The following is a 19,964-nucleotide window of genomic DNA, read 5'->3' on the forward strand; positions in this document are numbered from 1 at the left end:
AATTCTTATGCCGCCGATCCGGGAACCGTCCGGGCATCACGCCGGGCTCCCGGATGAACGTTGCAGATTTGTCCCGGTCATTCGTGGGAGACACCGGGAATGGGCTGACAGACTGAACCACGCACCACCTGCAAAAATCGATTCCGGTTTTTGTGCCGGTGCGATAGGCAGGCCATCAATGACGTCCGCCGCTGACGACGGATAGAAGGGCACGCGCCGAAAATACGTAAGGAGCCGGGGTCATGACAAAAACAAAACTGACACGTGCAGAACAGAAGATACAACGTCCGTTGCAAATTCTCGATGCCGCATTTGAGGAATTCACCAAAAGGGGATTTACGGCGACGCGGGTCGAGGACATTGCCGACCGGGTCGGGGTGACGAAGGGAACGGTCTATGTCTATTTCGAGACCAAGGAAGCCCTGTTTGCCGCGATGATCGAACATGTCGGCAGGCCGTTTCAGGAGGCTTTCAAAGCCTATGCCCGTACCTCCGACGATCCCGTCGAGGAGCTTCGCCTGCTGCTCGAATTCCTGTTCGAAACCCTTGTCGATGACAGGCGGATGCGGGAACTGTTCCGCTTCGTCGTTGCGGAGGGCGCGAAGTTTCCTGATCTCATCGATCAGCATCATGACGTTCTGATGGCGCCGGTGCTGGGACACATCAACACGATCCTCAATGAGGGCGTGGCGAAAAAAAGGTTCAGGGCCAATCCGCCCGAACTCGCCAAGGTCGTCATGTCACCCGTGGTCGGAACATTGGTGTTCCGGCTGATTTTCGATGATCGGCGCAGTCTGGACAGGCAGGCCGTTCTGAAGGTTCATCTCGACCTGCTCATGCGCGGGCTGCTGGCGTAACCGGCGGCATCCTGCTTTCAGCTGATGCCACCAATGCAGACATATTTGAGTTCGGTATATTCCTCGATACCGTGGCGAGACCCTTCCCGCCCGAGCCCCGACATCTTGACCCCGCCGAATGGCGCTTCGGCCGTGGAAATCGCCCCCGTATTGACGCCAACCATGCCGTATTCCAGCGCTTCGGCAACCCGGAAGACACGGGAAAGATCACGCGCATAAAAATAGGAGGCGAGGCCGAAATCGGTATTGTTGGCCTGCGCGATCACATCCGCTTCATCCTCGAAACGGAAAAGCGGGGCAAGCGGCCCGAAGGTTTCCTCACGCGCCACCTGCATGCCGGCATCGACATTGCGCAGGATCGTCGGCTCGAAAAAATTGCCGCCCAGCGCGTGTCTTCTGCCCCCTGTGGCGATCTCGGCGCCTTTCGAAAGCGCATCGGCAATATGCGCTTCCACCTTGGCGACGGCGTTGCCATCGATAAGCGGACCGAGAACGCTTGCCTCCTCCAGTCCGTTGCCGACTTTCAACTTTAAGACGGCGCGTGCGAATTTTTCAGCGAAGGCGTCATACACGCCGCCCTGCACATAAAGACGGTTGGCGCAGACGCAGGTCTGGCCATTGTTGCGGAACTTCGCAAGGATAGCGCCTTCCACGGCGGCATCGAGATCGGCATCGTCGAAAACGATGAAAGGCGCATTGCCGCCAAGCTCCAGCCCCAGTTTCTTGATGGTCGGCGCGCATTGTCTGTAAAGGTGTTCTCCCGTGCGGGTCGAGCCTGTGAAGGTCAGAAGGCGAATATCCGGGCTTGCCGTCAGCACGCCGCCTATTTCAGCAGCGGGACCGGTCACGATGCTGAAAAGTTCAAGCGGCAGGCCGGCACGCTCGGCGAGAATGGCAAGTGCTATGGCCGAAAACGGCGTCTGCGGCGCAGGCTTCAACACCACCGCGCAGCCGGCGGCCAGCGCCGGGCCGACTTTACGGGTAATCATGGCATTGGGAAAATTCCACGGCGTGATGGCCGCAACCACGCCGACCGGCTGGCGCAGAACCAGAATGCGCTTATCCGGCTGATGGCCGGGCACCGTCTCGCCATTGATGCGGCGCGCCTCTTCGGCAAACCATTCGATGAAGCTTGCGCCATAGGCGATTTCGCCTTTGGCCTCAGTGAGCGGCTTTCCCTGTTCCAACGTCAGGATCACGCCGAGATCGTCGCGGTTTTCCATGACGAGCCGGTGCCACGTCTTGAGAATAGTCGCACGCTCACCGGCGGTGCGGCGCGCCCATGCCCGCTGGGCAATCACGGCAGCAGCGGTAGCCTCCTGCGTTTCCGCTGCGCCGAGTTCGGGAACCTGTCCGACGATCTCCCCCGTCGCGGGGTTGCGGATCGTCGCCGTTTCGCGACCATCGCAGCCGATCCATCGGCCAGCCACGGGCACTTTTTCACCTAGAAGTGTGGGATCATTCAGATGCATGGCAAATCCCTCAACAGAAAACCTGAGCCGACGCCGGATCGAAGGCGAGATGCACGAGATCGCCACGGCTAAGACCGGAAATCGCTTCGTGGCCGAAGGGCAGACGGACCGCGAGCGGTTCACCCGAGCCGGTATGGGCAACCACGTGAACGTTGTTGCCGAGGAAGGTGATGTCGCTGACGGTGGCCTGAAAGCCGGTTGCGGCGGCCGACCGGTTACGGCTGAGCTGCAGGCGCTCGGGGCGCAGCATCAACGCCGCTTTCTTGCCCGGCGCGGCCTCGCCATGCATCGGAATATGATCGAAGACGATATCCCGGCCCAGTGAAACCGTTGCCTTGCCACCCGATGCGGCGAGGAGATCGCAGGCGATAAAATCGCTATCGCCGATGAATTCGGCCACGAAGCGGGTAGTGGGATGGGCATAAAGCTCCGGCCCCGTGCCGATCTGGTCGATCACCCCTTTCGAAAACACGGCGATCCGGTCGGAAAGACGCAAGGCCTCTTCCTGATCGTGGGTGACATAAAGGATCGTCACTTCCGTCTGCTGGTGGATGCGGCGAATTTCGAACTGGATTTCTTCGCGCAGCTTCTTGTCGAGTGCCGACAGCGGCTCATCCATCAGAAGTACCGGCGGATCATAGGCAAGCGCGCGCGCCAGCGCCACGCGCTGCTGCTGGCCACCGGACATCTCCGCGGGCTTCCTGTCCTCGAAACCCTCGAGGCGGACAAGCCGCAGCATTTCCTTCACCTTGGCATCGATTTCCGCCTTGCCCTTGCGGCGGACCTTCAGCGGAAAGGCGATGTTCTCCCCGACCGACAGATGCGGAAACAGCGTGTAGCGCTGGAAGACCATGCCGATATTGCGCTTGTGCGACGGGGTGGACAACAGGCTCTCGCCGTTCAACAGGATGTCCCCCGCGGTCGGCTGCTCGAAGCCGGCGAGAATATAAAGCGTCGTGCTCTTGCCCGAGCCGGACGGCCCGAGAAATGTCATGAACTCGCCCGGCTGCACGTCGAGATTGACGTCCTGAACGGCGACGACCGGCCCATATTGTTTGCGGATGCCGCGAATTTGCAGGAGCGGTTTGGTCATGTTTTCAGTCCTTTTCGCACAGCTGCGACAAGCAGCATGAGAATGATGGTCACCGCGATGAGAAGCGTTGAGGCGGCGGCGATGACAGGCGTCAGATCCTGACGCAACGTCGCCCAGATTTTCACCGGCAGCGTCTGCAATGTCGGGCTTGCCATGAAGATCGCCAGCACCACTTCATCCCAGGAGGTGAGGAAGGAAAAGATCGCCGCCGAAAACAGGCCGTGGCTGATAGCCGGAAGCGTGATGCGGATTTTCGCCTGTAACGGGCTTGCACCGCACAGCACCGCCGCATCCTCGATCGATTTATCGAAACCCTCCAGCGCACCGGTCAGCGCCAGAACGGAGAAGGGTAACGCCACGACCAGATGCGCGATGACGAAACCGATGGTGGTGCCGGCAAGACCGAGTTTCAGGAAAAAAGCATAAAGCGCCACCGCAAGCACCACGACGGGCAGGATCATCGGTGTCATGAACAGCGCCCGCAGAGTGCTGCGCCCGATGAAACGGCCACGCACCAGCCCGAAAGAGGCGACGAGACCGATGAGCACGGACAGCACGGTTACCATCAGCGCGATGCGCAGGCTCGTCCAGGCGGCATCCAGCCATCTCGGGTCAGCGAAGAAATCCGCATACCATTTCAGCGTCCAGCCGGGCGGCGGAAAGATCAGCCATTGTGACGAACCGAAGGACAAAGCGGCGATAAAGATGATCGGGAGGATCAGAAATGCTGAGGTCAGCACGGTGATGAGGAGCAGCAGCCATTTCCAGAGGCCGAGGCTGTTATAGTTCAAAAGCATGTCAGCGTCCCCCTGCCCCGGCCGAGCCGAAGAATTTGAGCTGCACGGCGTAGAGAGTGAGCGTCACCACCAGAAGCACCAGCGCAGCGGCCCCGCCCATGCCCCAGTTGACGAGCGACTGGACGAATTGTGCGATGAGTTCGGCCAGCATCATGTTTGCCGTGCCGCCGAGCAGCGCCGGGGTGACGAAATAACCGAGCGACATGACGAAGACCATCAGCGCGCCGGAGATCATGCCGGGTGCGGCAAGCGGAATGAGAATACGGATCAGCGCCTGCAAACGGGTTGCCCCACACAGCGAAGCCGCCTGCAGAATGGCCGGGTCGATCTTGCGGATGACACCGTAGAGCGGAATGATGATGAAGGGCAGCATGATATAGGTCATGCCGATGGTAACCCCGGTGAGATTGTTGACCAGCGGCAGAGGCTGATCGATGATGCCGAGGCCCATCAGCGTCTTGTTCACCACACCCGTGCGCTGCAACAGCACCATCCAGGCATAGGTGCGCGCCAGAAGATTGGTCCACATCGACAGCAGCAGGATAGCGAAAACGATGGAGGCAAGCCGCGCCGGCATGATGGCAAGCGCCCAGGCGACGGGAAAACCGATCACCAGCGACACCGCTGTTACCAGCGCCGACACCACGAAGGTGTTGAAGAAGATCTTCAGATAGGTGGAGCTGCCCAGCAGTGCCGCATAGTTGCCAAGGCCGAAGACAGGCTCGGTAATGCTGCGCGACAGCAGGATCAGAACCGGAACGACGAAGAACAGGACAAGCAGAACCAGCGCCGGCAGGGTGGCGGCAAAATTGCCGGGCCGGAAGGACATTCGCGCCCTCGCCTTCGTGCTGACTGTTTCATCGGTTAGCGAGACCATGTCCAAACCTCCCCGGACGTGGAAAATCGCGCGGGCGTTTCGCTGCCCGCGCCGTTATCTTATTTCGCCTGCCAGGCGTACCAGCGCTCGCCGATTTCATCGCGATGCTGTGCCCAGTAGCTCATATCGGCATCGACCTGGCTTGCGGTCTGCTGGTCCGGCAGGGTTTTGGCCGTTTCCGGATCCATCAGCCTGGCGGATTCGATGTTAACAGGGGCGTAGCCCGTCGCGGTCGCCATATCCGCCTGCGCCTGCGCGGAGGTGGCGAGTGCGATGAACTTCATCGCCGCATCCCGGTTCTTCGTTCCCTTGGGCACGACGAGGGAATCCGCTGCGGTGATGTTCTGCTCCCAGGAGGTCTCCACCTTCACGCCGCTCTTCTCAAGCGCCGTCATGCGGCCGTTCCAGACACTGCCGAAGGGCGCTTCCGCCGATGCGATCAGCTGTTGCGACTGCGCGCCACCCGACCACCAGATGATATCGGATTTGATCGTATCGAGCTTCTTGAAAGCACGGTCGAGATCGAGCGGATAGAGCTTGTCGGCGGTCACACCATCGGCAAGAAGGGCGGCTTCGATCACGCCCGGAGCAGACCACTTGTAGAAAGTGCGCTTGCCGGGAAACTTTGCCGTATCGAACAGGTCCGCCCAGCTCTTGGGGCAGGCGGCCACGGCATCGACATTGCAGCCGATGACGAAGGAGTAATAAAAGCTGCCGACGGAATAGTCCGTCACGAAACGCGGATCGAGCTTCGTCTTGTCGATGACGGAAAAGTCGAGTTTCTCCAGCAGGCCTTTCGGTCCGGCCTGCGCGGCATAGTCGCCTTCGACATCGACCACATCCCAGGTCACGCCGTTGGCCTCAACCATGGCCTTCAGCTTGCCGTAGTCGGTCGGGCCGTCCTGCACCACATTGATGCCGGTCGATACCATGAATTTATCGGCCCAGGCCGCCTTCTGGGCGTCCTGTGTGGTTCCTCCCCAGCTGGAAAAAACCAGATCATTCGCCTCGGCAGATGCGCCAAGGGCAAAAAGTGCTGCGCATGTCGTCAATACCAGTTTCGATCTCATGTTCCCTTACTCCGTTTTAGAGCTTGTCGTTGGCATGCACGTCGCGGCCGGCGGCTTTCACACGAGCGGAGAAAAACGCGCCGGCTTCATGATCTTGTTTTCAGCGACTTCGATGAGGTCGCGAATTTTCGGCAGAAACGATAACCAGCGCGGATCGGCCATCAGCTTTGCGCGCCGCTCCTCCCGGTCATCAAGGCTCGCAAAAGCCCAGATATGGACAATTTCGTTGATCGGGCCGATCTCGGAAAAGAAGTAACCCACCAGTTCGCCAAGGTGGCTTTTCTGGATTTCGATACCCTCTTCCTCCACGACCTTGAGATAGGCCGGGATGGCGCCGTTCTTCAGCCTGTAGGTGCGGATCTCGTAAAACATCGGCTCACCGCATCACGAAAGGATCGGGGATCGGGTCGTCGGAGGTACGCAGCCATATGGTCTTGGTACGCGTGTAATCGAGCGCCGCCGCAAGCCCGCCTTCGCGTCCATCACCCGAGAGGCCAAAGCCGCCGAAAGGCGCGATCGGTGAGACCGCGCGATAGGTGTTCACCCAGACGATGCCGGCACGGATCGCCTTCATCAGCCGATGGGCGCGTGTCAGGTTCTGCGTGAAAACGCCGGAGGCGAGGCCGTAGACGGTATCATTGGCGAGCGCGATGGCTTCGGCCTCGGTCTCAAAGGAAACGACCGAAAGAACGGGGCCGAAAAATTCCTTTTCCATGGAGGGCGAACGGATGCCGTCGCAATCAAGAATGGTCGGCCGATAGAAATAGCCGTCACCATCCAGAGGCTCACCACCGGTAACCACTTTCGCACCGGCATCCACGGAAGCGGAAACCAGTGAGACGATGTGCTTGCGCTGGCGCTCCGTCGCCAATGGCCCCACTTCCGTCGCCATATCCAGCGGTGAACCGATGCGGATCGCCTCAGCCTTCGCCGCCAGAATCTGGAGGAAACGCTCCTTGACGCTTCTTTCGATAATCAGCCGCGAGCCGGCGACACAGCTTTGGCCGGTCGCGGCAAAAATGCCCGCCACCTGCGCATTGGCGGCGCTCTCAAGATCGGCATCGGCGAAAACGAGGATCGGCGATTTGCCGCCGAGTTCCAGCGATGTAGAGGCAAGGTTTTCAGCCGAATTGCGGACAATGTGACGCGCCGTTTCCGGCCCGCCGGTAAAGGCGATATGGGCGACCTTCGGGTGGGTGGTAAGCGCAGTGCCGCAGGACGCGCCGAAACCGGTGACGATATTGACGACGCCGGCGGGAAAACCGGCCTCATGCACCAGCCGGGCAAATTCCAGCAGCGGCGCCGGCCCATCTTCCGACGCCTTGACGACGATGGTGCAGCCCGCAGCTAGCGCCGGGCCGATCTTCACGGCAGCGAGAAACAGCTGGCTGTTCCACGGTACAATCGCCGCCACCACGCCAACCGGTTCGCGCCGCAGCCAGACATCCATATCCGGCTTGTCGATCGGCAGATAAGCGCCTTCTATCTTGTCGGCGAGCCCGGCATAATAGCGGTAATAATCCGCGACATAGGCTATCTGCGCCGACGTCTCGCGGATGATCTTGCCGGTATCGCGGGTTTCGAGCTCGGCCAGCGTCTTTGCATTTTCCGCAACCAGATCGGCCAGCCGGTAAAGCAGCTTGCCACGCTGCGTCGCCGTCAGCTTCGACCAAGCCGCATCCTCATAAAGCGCCCGGTGCGCGGCCTCGACCGCGCGGCCGATATCCGCCTGCCGGCTTTCCGGCATTTCGGCCCATGCCGTGCCGGTTGCCGGATCAAGGCTTGAAAAGCTCGCCTCGCCATCCTCGAAACGTCCGTCGATATAGCACTGAAAACGGCGCATCACTTACTCCTTGAAAGCCGGCATGACATCGGAAAGGAAACGCTCCAGTGAGGCTTTCTTCCGCTCGAAGCTCATGCCGGTGTCGATCCAGAAGGAATATTCGTCGTAACCCATGGCCTCATAGGCTTTAAGCCGGGTAATGACTTCATCGGCATCGCCGACGACATTGTTCTTGCGCATGACATCGCCGGAAAGCATGGCATTTCCGGCAATATCCTCCGGCGCAATACGCTCGATGAGGCCCTGATGAACCGGCTTCTCGTTTTTGAACCAAGCGAAGAAGTAATTGTAATAAACGCTCATCTCATGCGCCGCCTGGGCGATATCGGCTGCATCGGAACCCACATAGGTGTGGCGCAGCAGCATGATTTTCGGCCGCTGTTTTTCCGGGTTTTTGGCGCATGCATCGTTGAAGCGGCCCATCAGGGTTTCCACCTCGTCATCGCCCTGCCACAGCGGCGTCACCTGCACGTTGCAATCATTGGCGACGGCGAATTCATGCGAATTCGGATCACGCGCCGCCACCCAGATCGGCGGGAAAGGCTGCTGCAGCGGTTTGGGAGCCGACGTGGTGGCGGGGAATTTGTAGAATTCACCATCATGAGCGTAGTCGCCCGCCCAGACGCCTTTAACGGCCGGGATCAGCTCGCGCATGCGCTGGCCGGCACCCCAGGCGTCGAGGCCGGGAAGCAGCCGTTCATATTCAAAGGAATAGGCACCGCGGGCAATGCCGATATCAAGGCGACCATCGCAGATGAGATCCGTCATCGCCGCTTCACCCGCCAGTTTGATCGGATGCCAGAAGGGCGCGATGACCGTGCCGGTGCCGAGACGTGCCGTCTTCGTGCGGCGCGCGAGATCGGCAATCGTTACGAAGGGGTTCGGGGCAATGGTGAAATCCATGCCGTGATGTTCGCCGGTCCAGATGGCATGCATGCCGCCAAGGTCGGCGATTTCGCAAAGGGTGACGAACTCTTCATAAAGCGTCTTGTGATCCTGCGAGGCGTCCAGCCGTTCCATGTGGACGAAGAGCGAAAATTTCATGGGTTTGCCCCCTTCATGGAAATGGGATGGACTTTGCCGGCGGTCTCGTTGCCGACATAGACACCGAAATTGCCGATGGAACTTTCCAGCGCGAAACGATTGACGATATCCGCGGTCGCGGCGGAATCGAATTTTGTGGAGCCAAGCGCACTCGGCAACAGGAAACGACCCTGTTCCGGCGCGTCGTCACCCTCGGCAAGCGCGTGATAGACGATATGCTGGCGTCCATCCGCCTTGTTTTCATAAACGGAGTAGAGGAAGCCCGTCCTGACGGAGAGGCCCGTCAACTCCTCAAGGCGCGACGTCAGCGCCGCAACGGGATCACCGCCTGCGACGACGCAGCCGGGCAGCGACAGCACGTCATCACCAACGAGGTAAATCTCGCCGCGCCGCTCCAGCACGGCGCCAACCGTAATTTCGCCCTCGGCTGCCGCCGAGACCGCCTTGGCGGCCAGCATCGGCGTGAAATAACCGCCACGCGCATAGCCCAGACCGTTCAGGCCGCTATTGTCGAAAGCACCAATGCGCCCAAGCAGGATGACGTGGTCACCCGCCTCGATAACCTCCTGCATGGAGCACTCAAACCAGGCCGCAACATCAGCGAAGACGGGCGATCCCTGCGGTGCATCCGACCAGGCGGCGGCGGCAAAACGATCCTCCACCGGACGAGCGAAGGTGTTGGACAGGTCCTTCTGGTTTTCCGACAGAATGTTGACGGCGAAGTTTTTTGCGCCGGTCATCGTCGCGAAATTGCTTGAGGTGCGTGCGAGGCAGATCAACAGCAGCGGCGGATCGAGCGAAACGGAAGTGAAGGAATTTGCGGTGAAGCCAACCGGCTTTCCCGCGTCATCCCGCGTGGTCACGATCGTTACTCCCGTCACGAAAGCGCCGAATGCGTCGCGCAGAGCGCGCGGGTCAAGGGTTGCAACAGTCATTGCGGCTCCTCCTCAATAGCCAGCCATTCGGCCATCAGTGCATTGACAGTTTCAGGTGCGGTCAGATTGACCATATGCCGGTGCGCCTCAACGATGCGAGCGTAACCGCGCGGCGTGATTGCCGCCATCTGCTCGGCCATCAGCGGCGTCGAATTCGGGTCATCAGAACCAGTCAGGAAAAGTGCGGGGCAAGCGACCGAAGGCCAGCGATCCGCATAGGTCTCATCCCCGCCCGCAAAGGCCGTGTAGGCAACTGCGTAGCCTTCCGGGTCGACCATTTCCAGCCAGCCGCGTGTCAGTTCGCGCGCATGCTGGCTCTTGGCGTCATCGCCGAACCAGCGCAGCAGCGGACCTTCCTTGTCCACGCCCTCGGTGCGGATTGCCGCCGCACGGGCAAGAACCGCTGCCTTTGCCACCGGATCACGGCGATAGACGCCGTTCAGGTAACCGACGCGCGCAATGCGATCTCCGAAGGTTGCTGCCGCCCCGCCGGAAATCAATGCGCCCATGGAATGGCCGGCAACATTGGCGCGTGCGATCCGCATATCGTCAAGAAAACGGCCGAACCAGCCGACAAAATCCGTAAGCGTGCTGCCCGCGGCCAAACGTGCGCTGCCGCCATGGCCCGGCATATCGACCGCAATGACACGGTGCGTCCGGGAAAAAACTTCGATCTGCGGCTCCCATGCTTCAAGCCGCATGCCAACGCCGTGGATGAGGATCAGATCCTCACCCGCACCGGCTTCGAAATAAGCCGCCCCGCCCTCGGTCGTCTTGCGAGGGAGCACGGCAGCACCTGCCTTTGCAACATTGACCCGTGAGGTGGTGGCGGCCTCCTGCATTGGCGTCACCCTCAAACGCCGGCCGGGTTGGCAACGTCCTGACCGAGATCCTGCAGATCCTGGTAACGGTCGCCAATGCGGTGGTGAGGCCGGCCGCCAACCGAAGCGCCGAGTGCGACGACGATCTCATCGGCGGCCGGGGCATCGGGAATGGCGGTCTGAATGGTCAGATAATGCGAACGGCGGCCTTCATCATTCTTGTCCATCAGCGGGATCATGATCGGTGCATTGCCCGGACCACGGGTGTTACAGAAGGCCAGGTAAGATTTCGCGCCAACCGCCTGGCGATAGTGATTGCCAAACCGCAACGTGTGGATGAGCGCGGACGCATGTTCGATCTCGCCATCCAGCCCGACGACCGCCGCCTTGCCATAGGCCTCGACGGCCTCACCCGAGCCGACGGCATCAAGGATCATCTTCGTCAGCAATTCACCCAGCACGGGCGCACCGGCATGGATTTCCGGCTTCAGGTTTTCGACGAAGCCTTTTCCCGCCCAGGGATTTTTCACGACCGCAATCGCGCTGAACAGCTTCAAGGGCGTAGCGGCAGCCTTGCCTCCCTCAATCAACGTCGTTTCGACCTGCAGCAGGGTCTTGCGGATCTGGATGGACATGGGCGTTCTCTCCGTAAATATGATATCTTATGGTATGCCATAATACATTGCTGTCAAGAGCCAGATGATTTTCGTTTTCAAAATCGAAAATCATTAATTTTAACAGTATGTTACACCTTAGAATTCTGCGATGCTTCCGTCATAGGCGAGCTTGTACAGACGCGTCATTTCGGCAATTGTGGGCACCCGGGGGTTATTGGCGGGCGTGCCGGACGCGAGGCCCTGACGCACCATTTCCGGCAACAGTTCGAGATAGCGGCTCCTGTCGATGCCGAACTCTTGCGGGGTCGGCACCTTTAGCCGCCTGTTCAGACCGATGAAGGCCTCCACCAGCTTTGTGCCGGCAATCTGGTCGCTATCCGCCGCACTGGCACAACCCAGCGCACGGGCGGCGGCGGCATAATGCGGCAAAGCGGAATTTAGCGAAAACTGCGTGACCAGTGGCAGCACCATCGCGTTCGACATGCCATGCGGCACATGGAAAAAAGCACCTACCGGCCGGCTGAGACCATGGATCAGCGCAGTCGATGTGTTGGAGACGGCAAGCCCGGCATGGGTTGCGCCCAGCATCATCGCTTCGCGCGCATCCCGGTCATCAGGATTATCAGCCACTTTTTCAAGATTTGCGCCGATCAGCTTCAGCGCGGAAAGCGCCAGCGCTTCGGAATGGGCATTGCCGTTACGGTTGACCAGCGCCTCCAGCGCGTGGGTCAACGCATCGATGCCGGTATCGACGGTGACGCGGTAGGGGCAGGTCAGCGTCAGTTCGTAATCGATGATGGCGGCGACAGGCAAAGCGGCGGTGCCAAGGATCAGCATTTTTTCGCTCGCCACCGTATCGGTAACGACGGCGGCGCGTGTCACTTCCGATCCGGTGCCGGCGGTGGTGGGGATAGCAATCACCGGCATGACGGCGAAATCCACGATCCGCGGCACCTTCAGGGTGCGCAACTCTTCGCCGCTGGTCGCGACGATGGCGCCTGCCTTTGCGGTATCCATGGCGCTGCCGCCACCGACGGCGACAAGACCGTCATGACTACCATCGGAAATGCGCTTCACTAAAGCAGCGATCGATATGTCCGTCGGGTCCTCAACGACCTCGGAGAAAATGGCGCCATTTATGCCTTCGCCTGAAAGCGCCTGCAAAAGCGCATCGGCATGGCCGAGCTTCTGCATCACGGGGTCACAGACGAGCAGAGGACGATTGACGCCGAGCGATTTCAGCATGGCCGGCAATCGGAAACGGCTGCCGCCGCCGATCAGCATTTCGCGGGGCATCAGGACACGGTTTATCATTGCAGTTCTCCGCCAATCTCATTCTGCATTGTTCGGAAAGGCCGAAGGCCCGATGACCTGAAGCGGAATATCGTTATCCCGCTCCGGCCGAGACGAGCCTAGTGCGCCAGGATTTTCGACAGGAAGGAGCGGGCACGCTCCGTCTTCGGATCGGTGAAGAAACTGTCACCCTCACCGATTTCCACGATTTCGCCGCCATCCATGAAAACGATGCGGTCCGCCACCTTGCGGGCAAAACCCATCTCATGCGTCACCACCATCATCGTCATGCCCTCCTGCGCGAGCGAGACCATGACGTCGAGGACCTCGTTGATCATTTCCGGATCGAGCGCCGATGTCGGCTCATCGAAGAGCATGGCGACCGGGTCCATCGCCAGCGCACGGGCAATGGCGACGCGCTGTTGCTGACCGCCCGACAATTGCCCGGGATATTTCCTGGCATGCGCCGTCAACCCCACCCGTTCGAGAAGGGCATTGGCCTTGGCAAGCGCTTCCGCCGGCGAACGGCCCAGAACCTTCTCCTGCCCGATGCAGAGATTTTCAAGGATCGTCATATGCGGGAAAAGTTCGAAATGCTGAAACACCATGCCCACCCTGGAGCGCAGTTTCGGCATATCGGTCTTAGGATCTGTCACCTCCACACCATTGACCGTGATGACGCCGTTGCCAATCGTCTCCAGCGCATTGACGCATTTGATCAGGGTCGATTTTCCGGAACCGGAAGGCCCGCAGATCACGACGACTTCCCCCTTGGCGACATTCAGGCTGCAATTGGTCAGAACCTGAAAATTCGGGCCGTACCATTTGTTGACGGATTGTAGTTCGATCATGCTGATTGCTTGCGACATAGGACCGCTCCTTAATGCACGTCAGTCGACATGGGGCCATAGGCCTTGCCGAACCGCTTTTCGATCCGGCGCTGGATCAGTTCCCAGGCGGTCGTCATGGCGAGGTAATAAAGGGCTGCGACCATAAAGAGTTCGAGAACCAGGAACTTTTCCTGAATGAGCACCTGCGTGCGGCGCAGAAGCTCTTCCATGGAAATGATCGAAGCGATCGACGTCGTCTTGAGCACGCCGTTGACGGAATTGCCGAGCGGCGGAATGATGATGCGGAAAGCCTGCGGCGCAACGATGTACCGCATCACCTGCGCCTCGGTCATGCCGATGGCGCGGGCAGCATTGATCTGGCCCTTTGGAACCGCGGCAATGCCCGCCCGGACGATTTCCGACAGATAGGCCGCTTCACAGAGCGACAGGCCAATCAGCGTTGATTGCAGAACCGTCAGCTTGATGCCGATCTGCGGCAGACCGGTATAGATGATGATGAGCTGCACCAGAAGCGGGGTGCCGCGAAAGATCCAGGTGTAGAAATAGGCCGGCCCGGACAGGAACCGGTATTTCGACATGCGCATCACCGCAATAACGAAGCCCAGCGCCAGACCCGCCGTCATGGCGAAAACAGTGAGGCCGAGCGTCACCAGCGCGCCCTCGAACAGATAATAATTCGTCAGATATTCGAAGAAACCTTCCCAGTTCCAACCCTTCACGTCTTTCTCCAATTCATGCGGGAACGGTCGCGGCGAGAGCTTTCCCGCCGCGATGACTGTTCAGATGGATGGAATTCAGCCTTCCGGGCCGAGAACGGCGAGATCGCCCGGCGCAATGCTGACGCCATACCCGCCCATCAGCTTCTCGAGCGCGCCATCGGCCTTCATCTCCTTCAGAGCGGCAGAAACGGCGTCGGCGACGTCCTTGTTACCGAAGGAAAGCGAACCGGGTGTGGGATACATGCCGGAAAGCGCATGGGTGAATTCACCGCGATCCTGATATTGCTTGGCAACCGGATCGATCGATACCGCCGCCTGCACCTGGCCGGCGCGCAACGCCTGATAAACCGTCGCATAATTGTCGAAGAGGTTGATCGTCATCGGCGCCAGACCGCGCTTCTTGAAGTCCTCGTTCAGTTCCTTGATCTTGCGCTCGGCATAACCGCCAATATCGGTGCTGACGGCCTTGCCGGCGAGATCATCGACCTTGGTGATGGGATCGGATGCACCGACCGCCGTGGAAATGCTGATGGCGAGGTTTTCATAGGGGATCATGAACAGGATCTTGCGTCGCTCTGCCGTCACGAACAGGCCGGCATTGATCATGTCCCAGCGGCCACCCTGCAGGCCCGGCACCATGGTCGCATATTCGGTGCTGATATATTCCGGCTTCAGGCACAGACGCTTGGCGATTTCATAACCCAGCTCAATGCGCAGCCCTTTAAGGACACCCTGCTGATCCGCATAGGCCATGGGCGGCAGGGTCGGGCTGGTGGCCATGACGAGATGACCGGGCTTGATGAGATGATCGTCGGATATTTTCGGTGTGCAGTCCTGAGCAACAGCAGCACCGGCAAAAAGAGTGATGGCAACGCCCGCCAGAAAGGTTTTGGCGCGCACGGCTGTGCATTTCCGGGAAATCGGATTCCAGTTCATATTAAGCTCCGCTCTTTATATTATTTATTATGGCATACCATCACACCAAACGGTTTACCCTGTCAAGAAGCGGTCGAGGATTTTTCTAAATTACTGAAAAACAAAGATAAACATAATAACCGCAACCTTGCGGCTCCCGGCAGGGTAACCACAAGGGCGGGATAATCGGAGTGCCGAAAACCGTCAGTCGGCGGTTTTTTGCGCCGTCAGAACGGCTTCGGCGATGGCGCAGGCGCTTGTGACGTGATCGAGCGCGGCCTTGTAGGCAGCGTCACCGTCTCCCTTTCGGATGGCCTCAACGATCTTTTCCATCTGCGCCGGACCGTCAGTGTCGCGGCTTTTCGTCTTGATGGTCATGGAGCGCAGATGGTTGATCCGAACCGTCAGCAGATTGACGACGCCCCAGGCGACATGCCGGTCGATCTTGCTGAACAAGGTCTGGTAAAAGGACGAGGTATGTGCCAGCACGCCGGGCATATCCTTCGCGAGATAACTTTCACGGATGTGCCCGAGCGAAACCTCCAGCGCCTCGACAATGGTGGGATCGCGGCGTTCGGCGCAAAGACGTGCCGCCATTCCCTCCAGCGCACCGCGAATTTCGTAAATCTGCTTGGCCTCATCGAGATCGAGCAGCGCGACCATAGGCCCCTTATTGGGCAAATTCGCCACCAGCCCTTCGGATTCCAGATGCCGCAGAACCTCACGCACAATGGTGCGGGAAACGCCGAGCTGGGCGCAGAGATCACGCTCCACAAGACGGTCTCCCGGGCGGAAATAACCATTCACGATGGCATCCCGCACCTTGTCGAGCGCGAGTTCCCTCAGCGTTTTCGTCGGACGCTCAACGCGAATGGCAGTTCCCTGCAAAGCACCGGTCATGGTATCACCTCGTTTGGCACATTCCGCTTCGGCTCGCCGCACGCCAAAGCAGGTTCTGGCTCTTGATATTATGGCGTACCAACTTATTTAGCCGCGCATCATCTTTATGGCAACAGCAGACCGCGCGGCAGGACAGCCTGCCGCAGCACCGGGAAACCTTATCCCATTCGTTCCGAGGCATAGGAGCCGGGACCGGGCGGAAACACCACGGTTCGGCTGCCGTTCAGGAATACCCGCCGGTGGATGTGGGCGTGAATGGCGCGGGCCAGCACCTGCGCTTCCACATCGCGGCCAAGCGACACGTAATCCTCCGCACTCTGGGCGTGGGTGATGCGCACGATATCCTGTTCGATGATCGGGCCTTCATCCAGATCCGCAGTCACATAATGCGCCGTCGCACCGATCAGCTTCACACCGCGCTGATAGGCCTGTTTATAGGGATTGGCGCCCTTGAAGGATGGCAGGAAGGAATGGTGAATATTGATGATCTTACCCGACATCGCCGCGCACATCCTGTCGGATAGCACCTGCATGTAACGGGCGAGCACGATGAGTTCCGTTCCGGTGCTTTCGACGATCTCCATGATCCGAGCTTCAGCCTGCGGCTTGTTTTCTTTCGTCACCGGAATGTGGTGGAAGGGAATGTCGTGGTTGACGACGACCTTCTGGTATTCGAAGTGGTTGGAGACCACGCCGACAATATCGATCGGCAGGGCGCCGATGCGCCAGCGATACAGCAGATCGTTGAGGCAATGACCGAAGCGCGACACCATCAAAAGAACCCTCATCCGTTCGGACTGGTCGTGCAGCGCCACCTCCATGCCGAACTTTTCCGAGATCGGTGCAAGCCCGGTCATAAGCTCGTCGCGTTTTGCTCCCTCCTCCGAAATGAAACCCACACGCATGAAGAAACGACCCGTGCCCAGATCATCGAACTGCGAACTGTCGATGATGTTGCAGCCCTTGTCAGCCAGAAAGCCTGAAAGGGCGGCGACGATGCCACGGGTGGACTTGCATGTTACGGTCAGGACGAAATTCGTCATCTGGCGTTCTCTCTGTCATCAATAAGGGAAAAACCCGCGCCGTTTGACGAGCGCGGGAAGAGCCGCAAGGGCGGCGGGGAAACCGGGTTCAAACGTCGAGCGTGGTCTGATGCTCCCAGGCGGTGAACTGCGAGCAATAGCTGTTCCACTCACCCTGCTTGAGCTTGAGATAGGCTTTCGAGAATTCAACGCCCAGCGCCTGCTGCAATTCCGCATCCTTCTCATATTCGCGCAGCGCATCGAGAAGATTGAGCGGCAGCTTCGGGGCATCCGTGACCTTGTGCCCCTCGCGATACATGTCGATGTCGTGATGCGGACCGGGATCGGCCTTTGAACGGACACCGGAGAGGCCGGCGGCGATGATGATGGCCTGCAGGAGATAGGGGTTTACCGCGCCATCCGGCAGGCGCAGTTCAAACCGCCCCGGCCCCGGCACGCGCACCATATGGGTGCGGTTATTACCGGTCCATGTCACCGTGTTCGGCGCCCAGGTAGCGCCCGAAATGGTGCGCGGTGCGTTGATGCGCTTGTAGGAATTGACCGTCGGATTGGTAACCGCTGCAAGGGCCGACGCGTGTTTCATGATGCCACCGAGAAAGGTCTTGCCCTTGGCGGAAAGCCCGAAAGGCATCGCCTTGTCGGCAAAGGCATTGATCTTGCCGTCGAGATCCCAGACCGAGATATGGGCATGGCAGCCATTGCCAGTCAGGCCCTTGAAAGGCTTCGGCATGAAGGTTGCGCGCAGCCCGTGCTTTTCGGCGACGGATTTGACCATGAACTTGAAAAAGGAATGTTTGTCGGCAGTCTGCAGCGCGTCATCATATTCCCAGTTCATCTCGAACTGGCCATTCGCGTCCTCATGGTCGTTCTGGTAGGGCTTCCAGCCCAGTTCCAGCATGTAATCGCAAATCTCGGCGATCACATCGTAACGGCGCATAACAGCCTGCTGGTCGTAGCACGGCTTTTCCGCCGTATCGTATTCGTCGGAGATTTTCGCCCCGTCAGGCGAAATCAGGAAAAATTCCGGCTCAACGCCGGTCTTGACCCGCAGCCCCTCGCTTGCCGCTTCCGCGATGAGCTTTTTTAAAACCACGCGCGGCGCCTGTTCCACCGGCTGGTCTTCCATCACGCAATCGGCAGCGACCCAGGCGACATCCCTTTTCCACGGAAGCTGGATGACCGAGGAGGCATCGGGCACGGCAAAAAGATCGGGATGAGCAGGCGTCAGATCGAACCATGTGGCAAAACCGGCAAAACCCGCCCCGCCCTTCTGCATATCGGCAATGGCTTCCGCAGGAACCAGCTTGGCGCGCTGGCCGCCGAAGAGATCGGTATAACTGATCATGAAATATTTGATGCCGTTTTCGGCAGCAAATTTGGAGAGGTCCAGTGTCACGTCATTCCCCTTTTTTTGGTATCAGACACTTCATTGAAAAAAGACGGGCACATCCTCCCAAATGCGCCCGTCCGTTCTTTATGGCTTAAAAGCTGCCTTTCCCCGGGAACCAACTCGTTCCCGCCAGCGGAACCTGCGCCATTGCCGCAGCCTCCATGGTCAACGCCACCAGATCTTCCGGCTCCAGATTGTGGAGATGGTTTTTGCCGCAGGCGCGCGCGATGGTCTGCGCCTCGAGCGTCATGACCTTCAGGTAATTGGCGAGGCGGCGGCCGGCGGCAACGGGATCAAGGCGTGCTGCCAATTCCGGGTCCTGCGTGGTGATGCCGGCGGGGTCTTTGCCCTCATGCCAGTCATCATAAGCGCCGGCGGTGGTGCCGAGTTTCTGGTATTCCGCTTCCCAATGCGGATCATTGTCACCCAACGCCACCAGTGCCGCCGTTCCAATCGCAACCGCATCGGCACCAAGCGCCAACGCCTTGGCGACATCAGCGCCTGAACGAATGCCGCCGGAGACGATGAGCTGCACCTTGCGGTGCATGCCGAGATCCTGAAGCGCCTGCACGGCGGGGCGAATGCAGGCGAGCGTTGGCATGCCGACATTTTCGATGAACACATCCTGCGTCGCGGCCGTGCCGCCCTGCATACCGTCAAGCACCACCACATCGGCACCGGCTTTCACCGCCAAAGCCGTGTCGTAATAGGGGCGTGCACCACCGACCTTGATGTAGATCGGTTTTTCCCAGTCAGTGATTTCGCGCAGTTCTAGGATCTTGATTTCCAGATCATCCGGGCCGGTCCAATCGGGATGGCGGCAGGCGGAGCGCTGGTCGATGCCCTTCGGCAGGTTGCGCATGTTGGCGACGCGATCGGAAATCTTCTGGCCGAGCAACATGCCGCCACCGCCCGGCTTCGCGCCCTGGCCGACCACGACCTCGATGGCGTCCGCACGGCGCAGGTCTTTGGGGTTCATGCCGTAACGTGAGGGCAGATACTGGTAAACCAGCGTCTGGCTATGACCGCGCTCCTCATCGGTCATGCCGCCATCACCCGTCGTGGTGGACGTGCCGGCGATGGTCGCGCCACGGCCGAGCGCTTCCTTAGCATTGCCCGAAAGCGCGCCGAAGCTCATGCCGGCAATGGTGATCGGCGTTTTCAACGTGATCGGCTTTTTGGCGAAACGTGTGCCGAGCGTGACGGTCGTATCGCATTTCTCGCGGTAACCCTCGAGCGGATAACGCGAGATGGAGGCGCCAAGAAACAAGAGGTCGTCGAAATGCGGCACCTTGCGCTTGGTGCCCGCACCGCGAATGTCATAGATGCCGGTCGCCGCCGCGCGGCGGATTTCCGCCAGCGTGTGATCATCGAATGTTGCGGATTTACGCGGCGGGGTGAAGGGGTTGTGATAGCTCATCGGAATA

At 59.6% G+C, this 19,964-nt stretch carries 20 protein-coding genes; 1 reads left to right on the top strand and 19 read right to left on the bottom strand.

The genetic code is table 11. The features are described 5' to 3' along the window. Positions 1–242 precede the first annotated feature (242 nt). Complete coding sequence (locus N434_RS12690) at positions 243–857, top strand: TetR/AcrR family transcriptional regulator (protein WP_110758139.1); 615 nt, start codon at positions 243–245, stop codon at positions 855–857. 17 nt (positions 858–874) lie between these two features. On the opposite strand, the gene N434_RS12695 is transcribed toward N434_RS12690, so the two are convergent. The 19 genes from N434_RS12695 to N434_RS12785 form a co-directional block, all read right to left on the bottom strand. Beyond that, positions 875–2,329 (bottom strand): NAD-dependent succinate-semialdehyde dehydrogenase, encoded by a 1,455-nt coding sequence (locus N434_RS12695; RefSeq protein ID WP_110758141.1) that lies wholly within the window; start codon positions 2,327–2,329, stop codon positions 875–877. A 10-nt stretch (positions 2,330–2,339) separates the two neighbouring features. Beyond that, entirely contained in the window at positions 2,340–3,422 is a 1,083-nt protein-coding gene (locus tag N434_RS12700) for an ABC transporter ATP-binding protein (RefSeq protein ID WP_110758142.1), read from the bottom strand. Further along, entirely contained in the window at positions 3,419–4,219 is an 801-nt protein-coding gene (locus tag N434_RS12705; protein ID WP_110758144.1) for an ABC transporter permease, read from the bottom strand. Before N434_RS12705 ends, N434_RS12700 begins: the two co-directional genes overlap by 4 nt. Position 4,220: 1 nt before the next feature. Then, positions 4,221–5,048, bottom strand: a complete 828-nt coding sequence (locus tag N434_RS12710; RefSeq protein WP_502695775.1) for an ABC transporter permease — start codon at positions 5,046–5,048, stop codon at positions 4,221–4,223. Positions 5,049–5,155: 107 nt separating this feature from the next. Next, positions 5,156–6,166 (bottom strand): ABC transporter substrate-binding protein, encoded by a 1,011-nt coding sequence (locus N434_RS12715; RefSeq protein WP_110758146.1) that lies wholly within the window; start codon positions 6,164–6,166, stop codon positions 5,156–5,158. Between the two features lie 57 nt (positions 6,167–6,223). Next, positions 6,224–6,538 (bottom strand): NIPSNAP family protein, encoded by a 315-nt coding sequence (locus N434_RS12720; protein ID WP_065117336.1) that lies wholly within the window; start codon positions 6,536–6,538, stop codon positions 6,224–6,226. 4 nt (positions 6,539–6,542) lie between these two features. Next, the gene (locus tag N434_RS12725) at positions 6,543–8,009 is read right to left on the bottom strand and encodes an aldehyde dehydrogenase (protein ID WP_110758147.1); all 1,467 of its coding nucleotides are present in this window, start codon (positions 8,007–8,009) and stop codon (positions 6,543–6,545) included. Positions 8,010–8,012: 3 nt separating this feature from the next. Then, a complete protein-coding gene (locus N434_RS12730; RefSeq protein WP_110758149.1) occupies positions 8,013–9,053 on the bottom strand; it encodes an LLM class flavin-dependent oxidoreductase in 1,041 nt (346 codons plus the stop codon). After that, on the bottom strand, positions 9,050–9,988 hold the full coding sequence (locus tag N434_RS12735) for a flavin reductase family protein (RefSeq protein WP_110758151.1): 939 nt from the start codon (positions 9,986–9,988) through the stop codon (positions 9,050–9,052). Before N434_RS12735 ends, N434_RS12730 begins: the two co-directional genes overlap by 4 nt. Next, positions 9,985–10,830 (bottom strand): alpha/beta fold hydrolase, encoded by an 846-nt coding sequence (locus tag N434_RS12740; protein ID WP_110758153.1) that lies wholly within the window; start codon positions 10,828–10,830, stop codon positions 9,985–9,987. Before N434_RS12740 ends, N434_RS12735 begins: the two co-directional genes overlap by 4 nt. An 11-nt stretch (positions 10,831–10,841) precedes the next feature. Next, entirely contained in the window at positions 10,842–11,444 is a 603-nt protein-coding gene (locus tag N434_RS12745; RefSeq protein WP_006316014.1) for an amino acid synthesis family protein, read from the bottom strand. Positions 11,445–11,561: 117 nt separating this feature from the next. Further along, on the bottom strand, positions 11,562–12,740 hold the full coding sequence (locus tag N434_RS12750) for an iron-containing alcohol dehydrogenase (protein WP_110758155.1): 1,179 nt from the start codon (positions 12,738–12,740) through the stop codon (positions 11,562–11,564). A 98-nt stretch (positions 12,741–12,838) separates the two neighbouring features. After that, positions 12,839–13,570: an amino acid ABC transporter ATP-binding protein gene (locus N434_RS12755; protein ID WP_110758157.1), complete on the bottom strand. Its 732-nt coding sequence runs from the start codon at positions 13,568–13,570 to the stop codon at positions 12,839–12,841. A 29-nt stretch (positions 13,571–13,599) separates the two neighbouring features. Further along, positions 13,600–14,289, bottom strand: a complete 690-nt coding sequence (locus N434_RS12760; RefSeq protein ID WP_046799979.1) for an amino acid ABC transporter permease — start codon at positions 14,287–14,289, stop codon at positions 13,600–13,602. A 75-nt stretch (positions 14,290–14,364) separates the two neighbouring features. Next, complete coding sequence (locus N434_RS12765) at positions 14,365–15,225, bottom strand: transporter substrate-binding domain-containing protein (protein ID WP_065117328.1); 861 nt, start codon at positions 15,223–15,225, stop codon at positions 14,365–14,367. Positions 15,226–15,408: 183 nt separating this feature from the next. After that, positions 15,409–16,104 carry a GntR family transcriptional regulator gene (locus N434_RS12770; protein ID WP_110758159.1) on the bottom strand — a complete coding sequence of 232 codons (696 nt, stop codon included), beginning with the start codon at positions 16,102–16,104 and terminating at the stop codon, positions 15,409–15,411. Between the two features lie 158 nt (positions 16,105–16,262). Next, positions 16,263–17,147, bottom strand: a complete 885-nt coding sequence (purU, locus tag N434_RS12775; protein ID WP_110758161.1) for a formyltetrahydrofolate deformylase — start codon at positions 17,145–17,147, stop codon at positions 16,263–16,265. Positions 17,148–17,235: 88 nt separating this feature from the next. Then, entirely contained in the window at positions 17,236–18,543 is a 1,308-nt protein-coding gene (glnT, locus tag N434_RS12780; protein WP_110758163.1) for a type III glutamate--ammonia ligase, read from the bottom strand. An 85-nt stretch (positions 18,544–18,628) separates the two neighbouring features. Further along, positions 18,629–19,957 carry an FMN-binding glutamate synthase family protein gene (locus tag N434_RS12785; protein WP_065117324.1) on the bottom strand — a complete coding sequence of 443 codons (1,329 nt, stop codon included), beginning with the start codon at positions 19,955–19,957 and terminating at the stop codon, positions 18,629–18,631. Positions 19,958–19,964: the final 7 nt, after the last annotated feature.

Source organism: Rhizobium sp. UGM030330-04, from assembly GCF_003208455.1.
Taxonomy (GTDB): Bacteria; Pseudomonadota; Alphaproteobacteria; order Rhizobiales; family Rhizobiaceae; genus Agrobacterium; species Agrobacterium rhizogenes_A.

Excerpts from the sequence above, each read along its gene's own strand:
- N434_RS12720 (WP_065117336.1), bottom strand. The coding sequence starts at position 6,538 with ATGTTTTACGAGATCCGCACCTACAGGCTGAAGAACGGCGCCATCCCG.
- N434_RS12730 (WP_110758149.1), bottom strand. The coding sequence starts at position 9,053 with ATGAAATTTTCGCTCTTCGTCCACATGGAACGGCTGGACGCCTCGCAG.
- N434_RS12695 (WP_110758141.1), bottom strand. The coding sequence starts at position 2,329 with ATGCATCTGAATGATCCCACACTTCTAGGTGAAAAAGTGCCCGTGGCT.
- N434_RS12740 (WP_110758153.1), bottom strand. The coding sequence starts at position 10,830 with ATGCAGGAGGCCGCCACCACCTCACGGGTCAATGTTGCAAAGGCAGGT.
- N434_RS12770 (WP_110758159.1), bottom strand. The coding sequence starts at position 16,104 with ATGACCGGTGCTTTGCAGGGAACTGCCATTCGCGTTGAGCGTCCGACG.
- N434_RS12710 (WP_502695775.1), bottom strand. The coding sequence starts at position 5,048 with ATGTCCTTCCGGCCCGGCAATTTTGCCGCCACCCTGCCGGCGCTGGTT.
- N434_RS12715 (WP_110758146.1), bottom strand. The coding sequence starts at position 6,166 with ATGAGATCGAAACTGGTATTGACGACATGCGCAGCACTTTTTGCCCTT.
- N434_RS12725 (WP_110758147.1), bottom strand. The coding sequence starts at position 8,009 with ATGCGCCGTTTTCAGTGCTATATCGACGGACGTTTCGAGGATGGCGAG.
- N434_RS12750 (WP_110758155.1), bottom strand. The coding sequence starts at position 12,740 with ATGATAAACCGTGTCCTGATGCCCCGCGAAATGCTGATCGGCGGCGGC.
- N434_RS12735 (WP_110758151.1), bottom strand. The coding sequence starts at position 9,988 with ATGACTGTTGCAACCCTTGACCCGCGCGCTCTGCGCGACGCATTCGGC.
- purU (WP_110758161.1), bottom strand. The coding sequence starts at position 17,147 with ATGACGAATTTCGTCCTGACCGTAACATGCAAGTCCACCCGTGGCATC.
- N434_RS12700 (WP_110758142.1), bottom strand. The coding sequence starts at position 3,422 with ATGACCAAACCGCTCCTGCAAATTCGCGGCATCCGCAAACAATATGGG.
- N434_RS12745 (WP_006316014.1), bottom strand. The coding sequence starts at position 11,444 with ATGTCCATCCAGATCCGCAAGACCCTGCTGCAGGTCGAAACGACGTTG.
- N434_RS12705 (WP_110758144.1), bottom strand. The coding sequence starts at position 4,219 with ATGCTTTTGAACTATAACAGCCTCGGCCTCTGGAAATGGCTGCTGCTC.
- N434_RS12755 (WP_110758157.1), bottom strand. The coding sequence starts at position 13,570 with ATGATCGAACTACAATCCGTCAACAAATGGTACGGCCCGAATTTTCAG.
- N434_RS12785 (WP_065117324.1), bottom strand. The coding sequence starts at position 19,957 with ATGAGCTATCACAACCCCTTCACCCCGCCGCGTAAATCCGCAACATTC.
- N434_RS12765 (WP_065117328.1), bottom strand. The coding sequence starts at position 15,225 with ATGAACTGGAATCCGATTTCCCGGAAATGCACAGCCGTGCGCGCCAAA.
- N434_RS12690 (WP_110758139.1), top strand. The coding sequence starts at position 243 with ATGACAAAAACAAAACTGACACGTGCAGAACAGAAGATACAACGTCCG.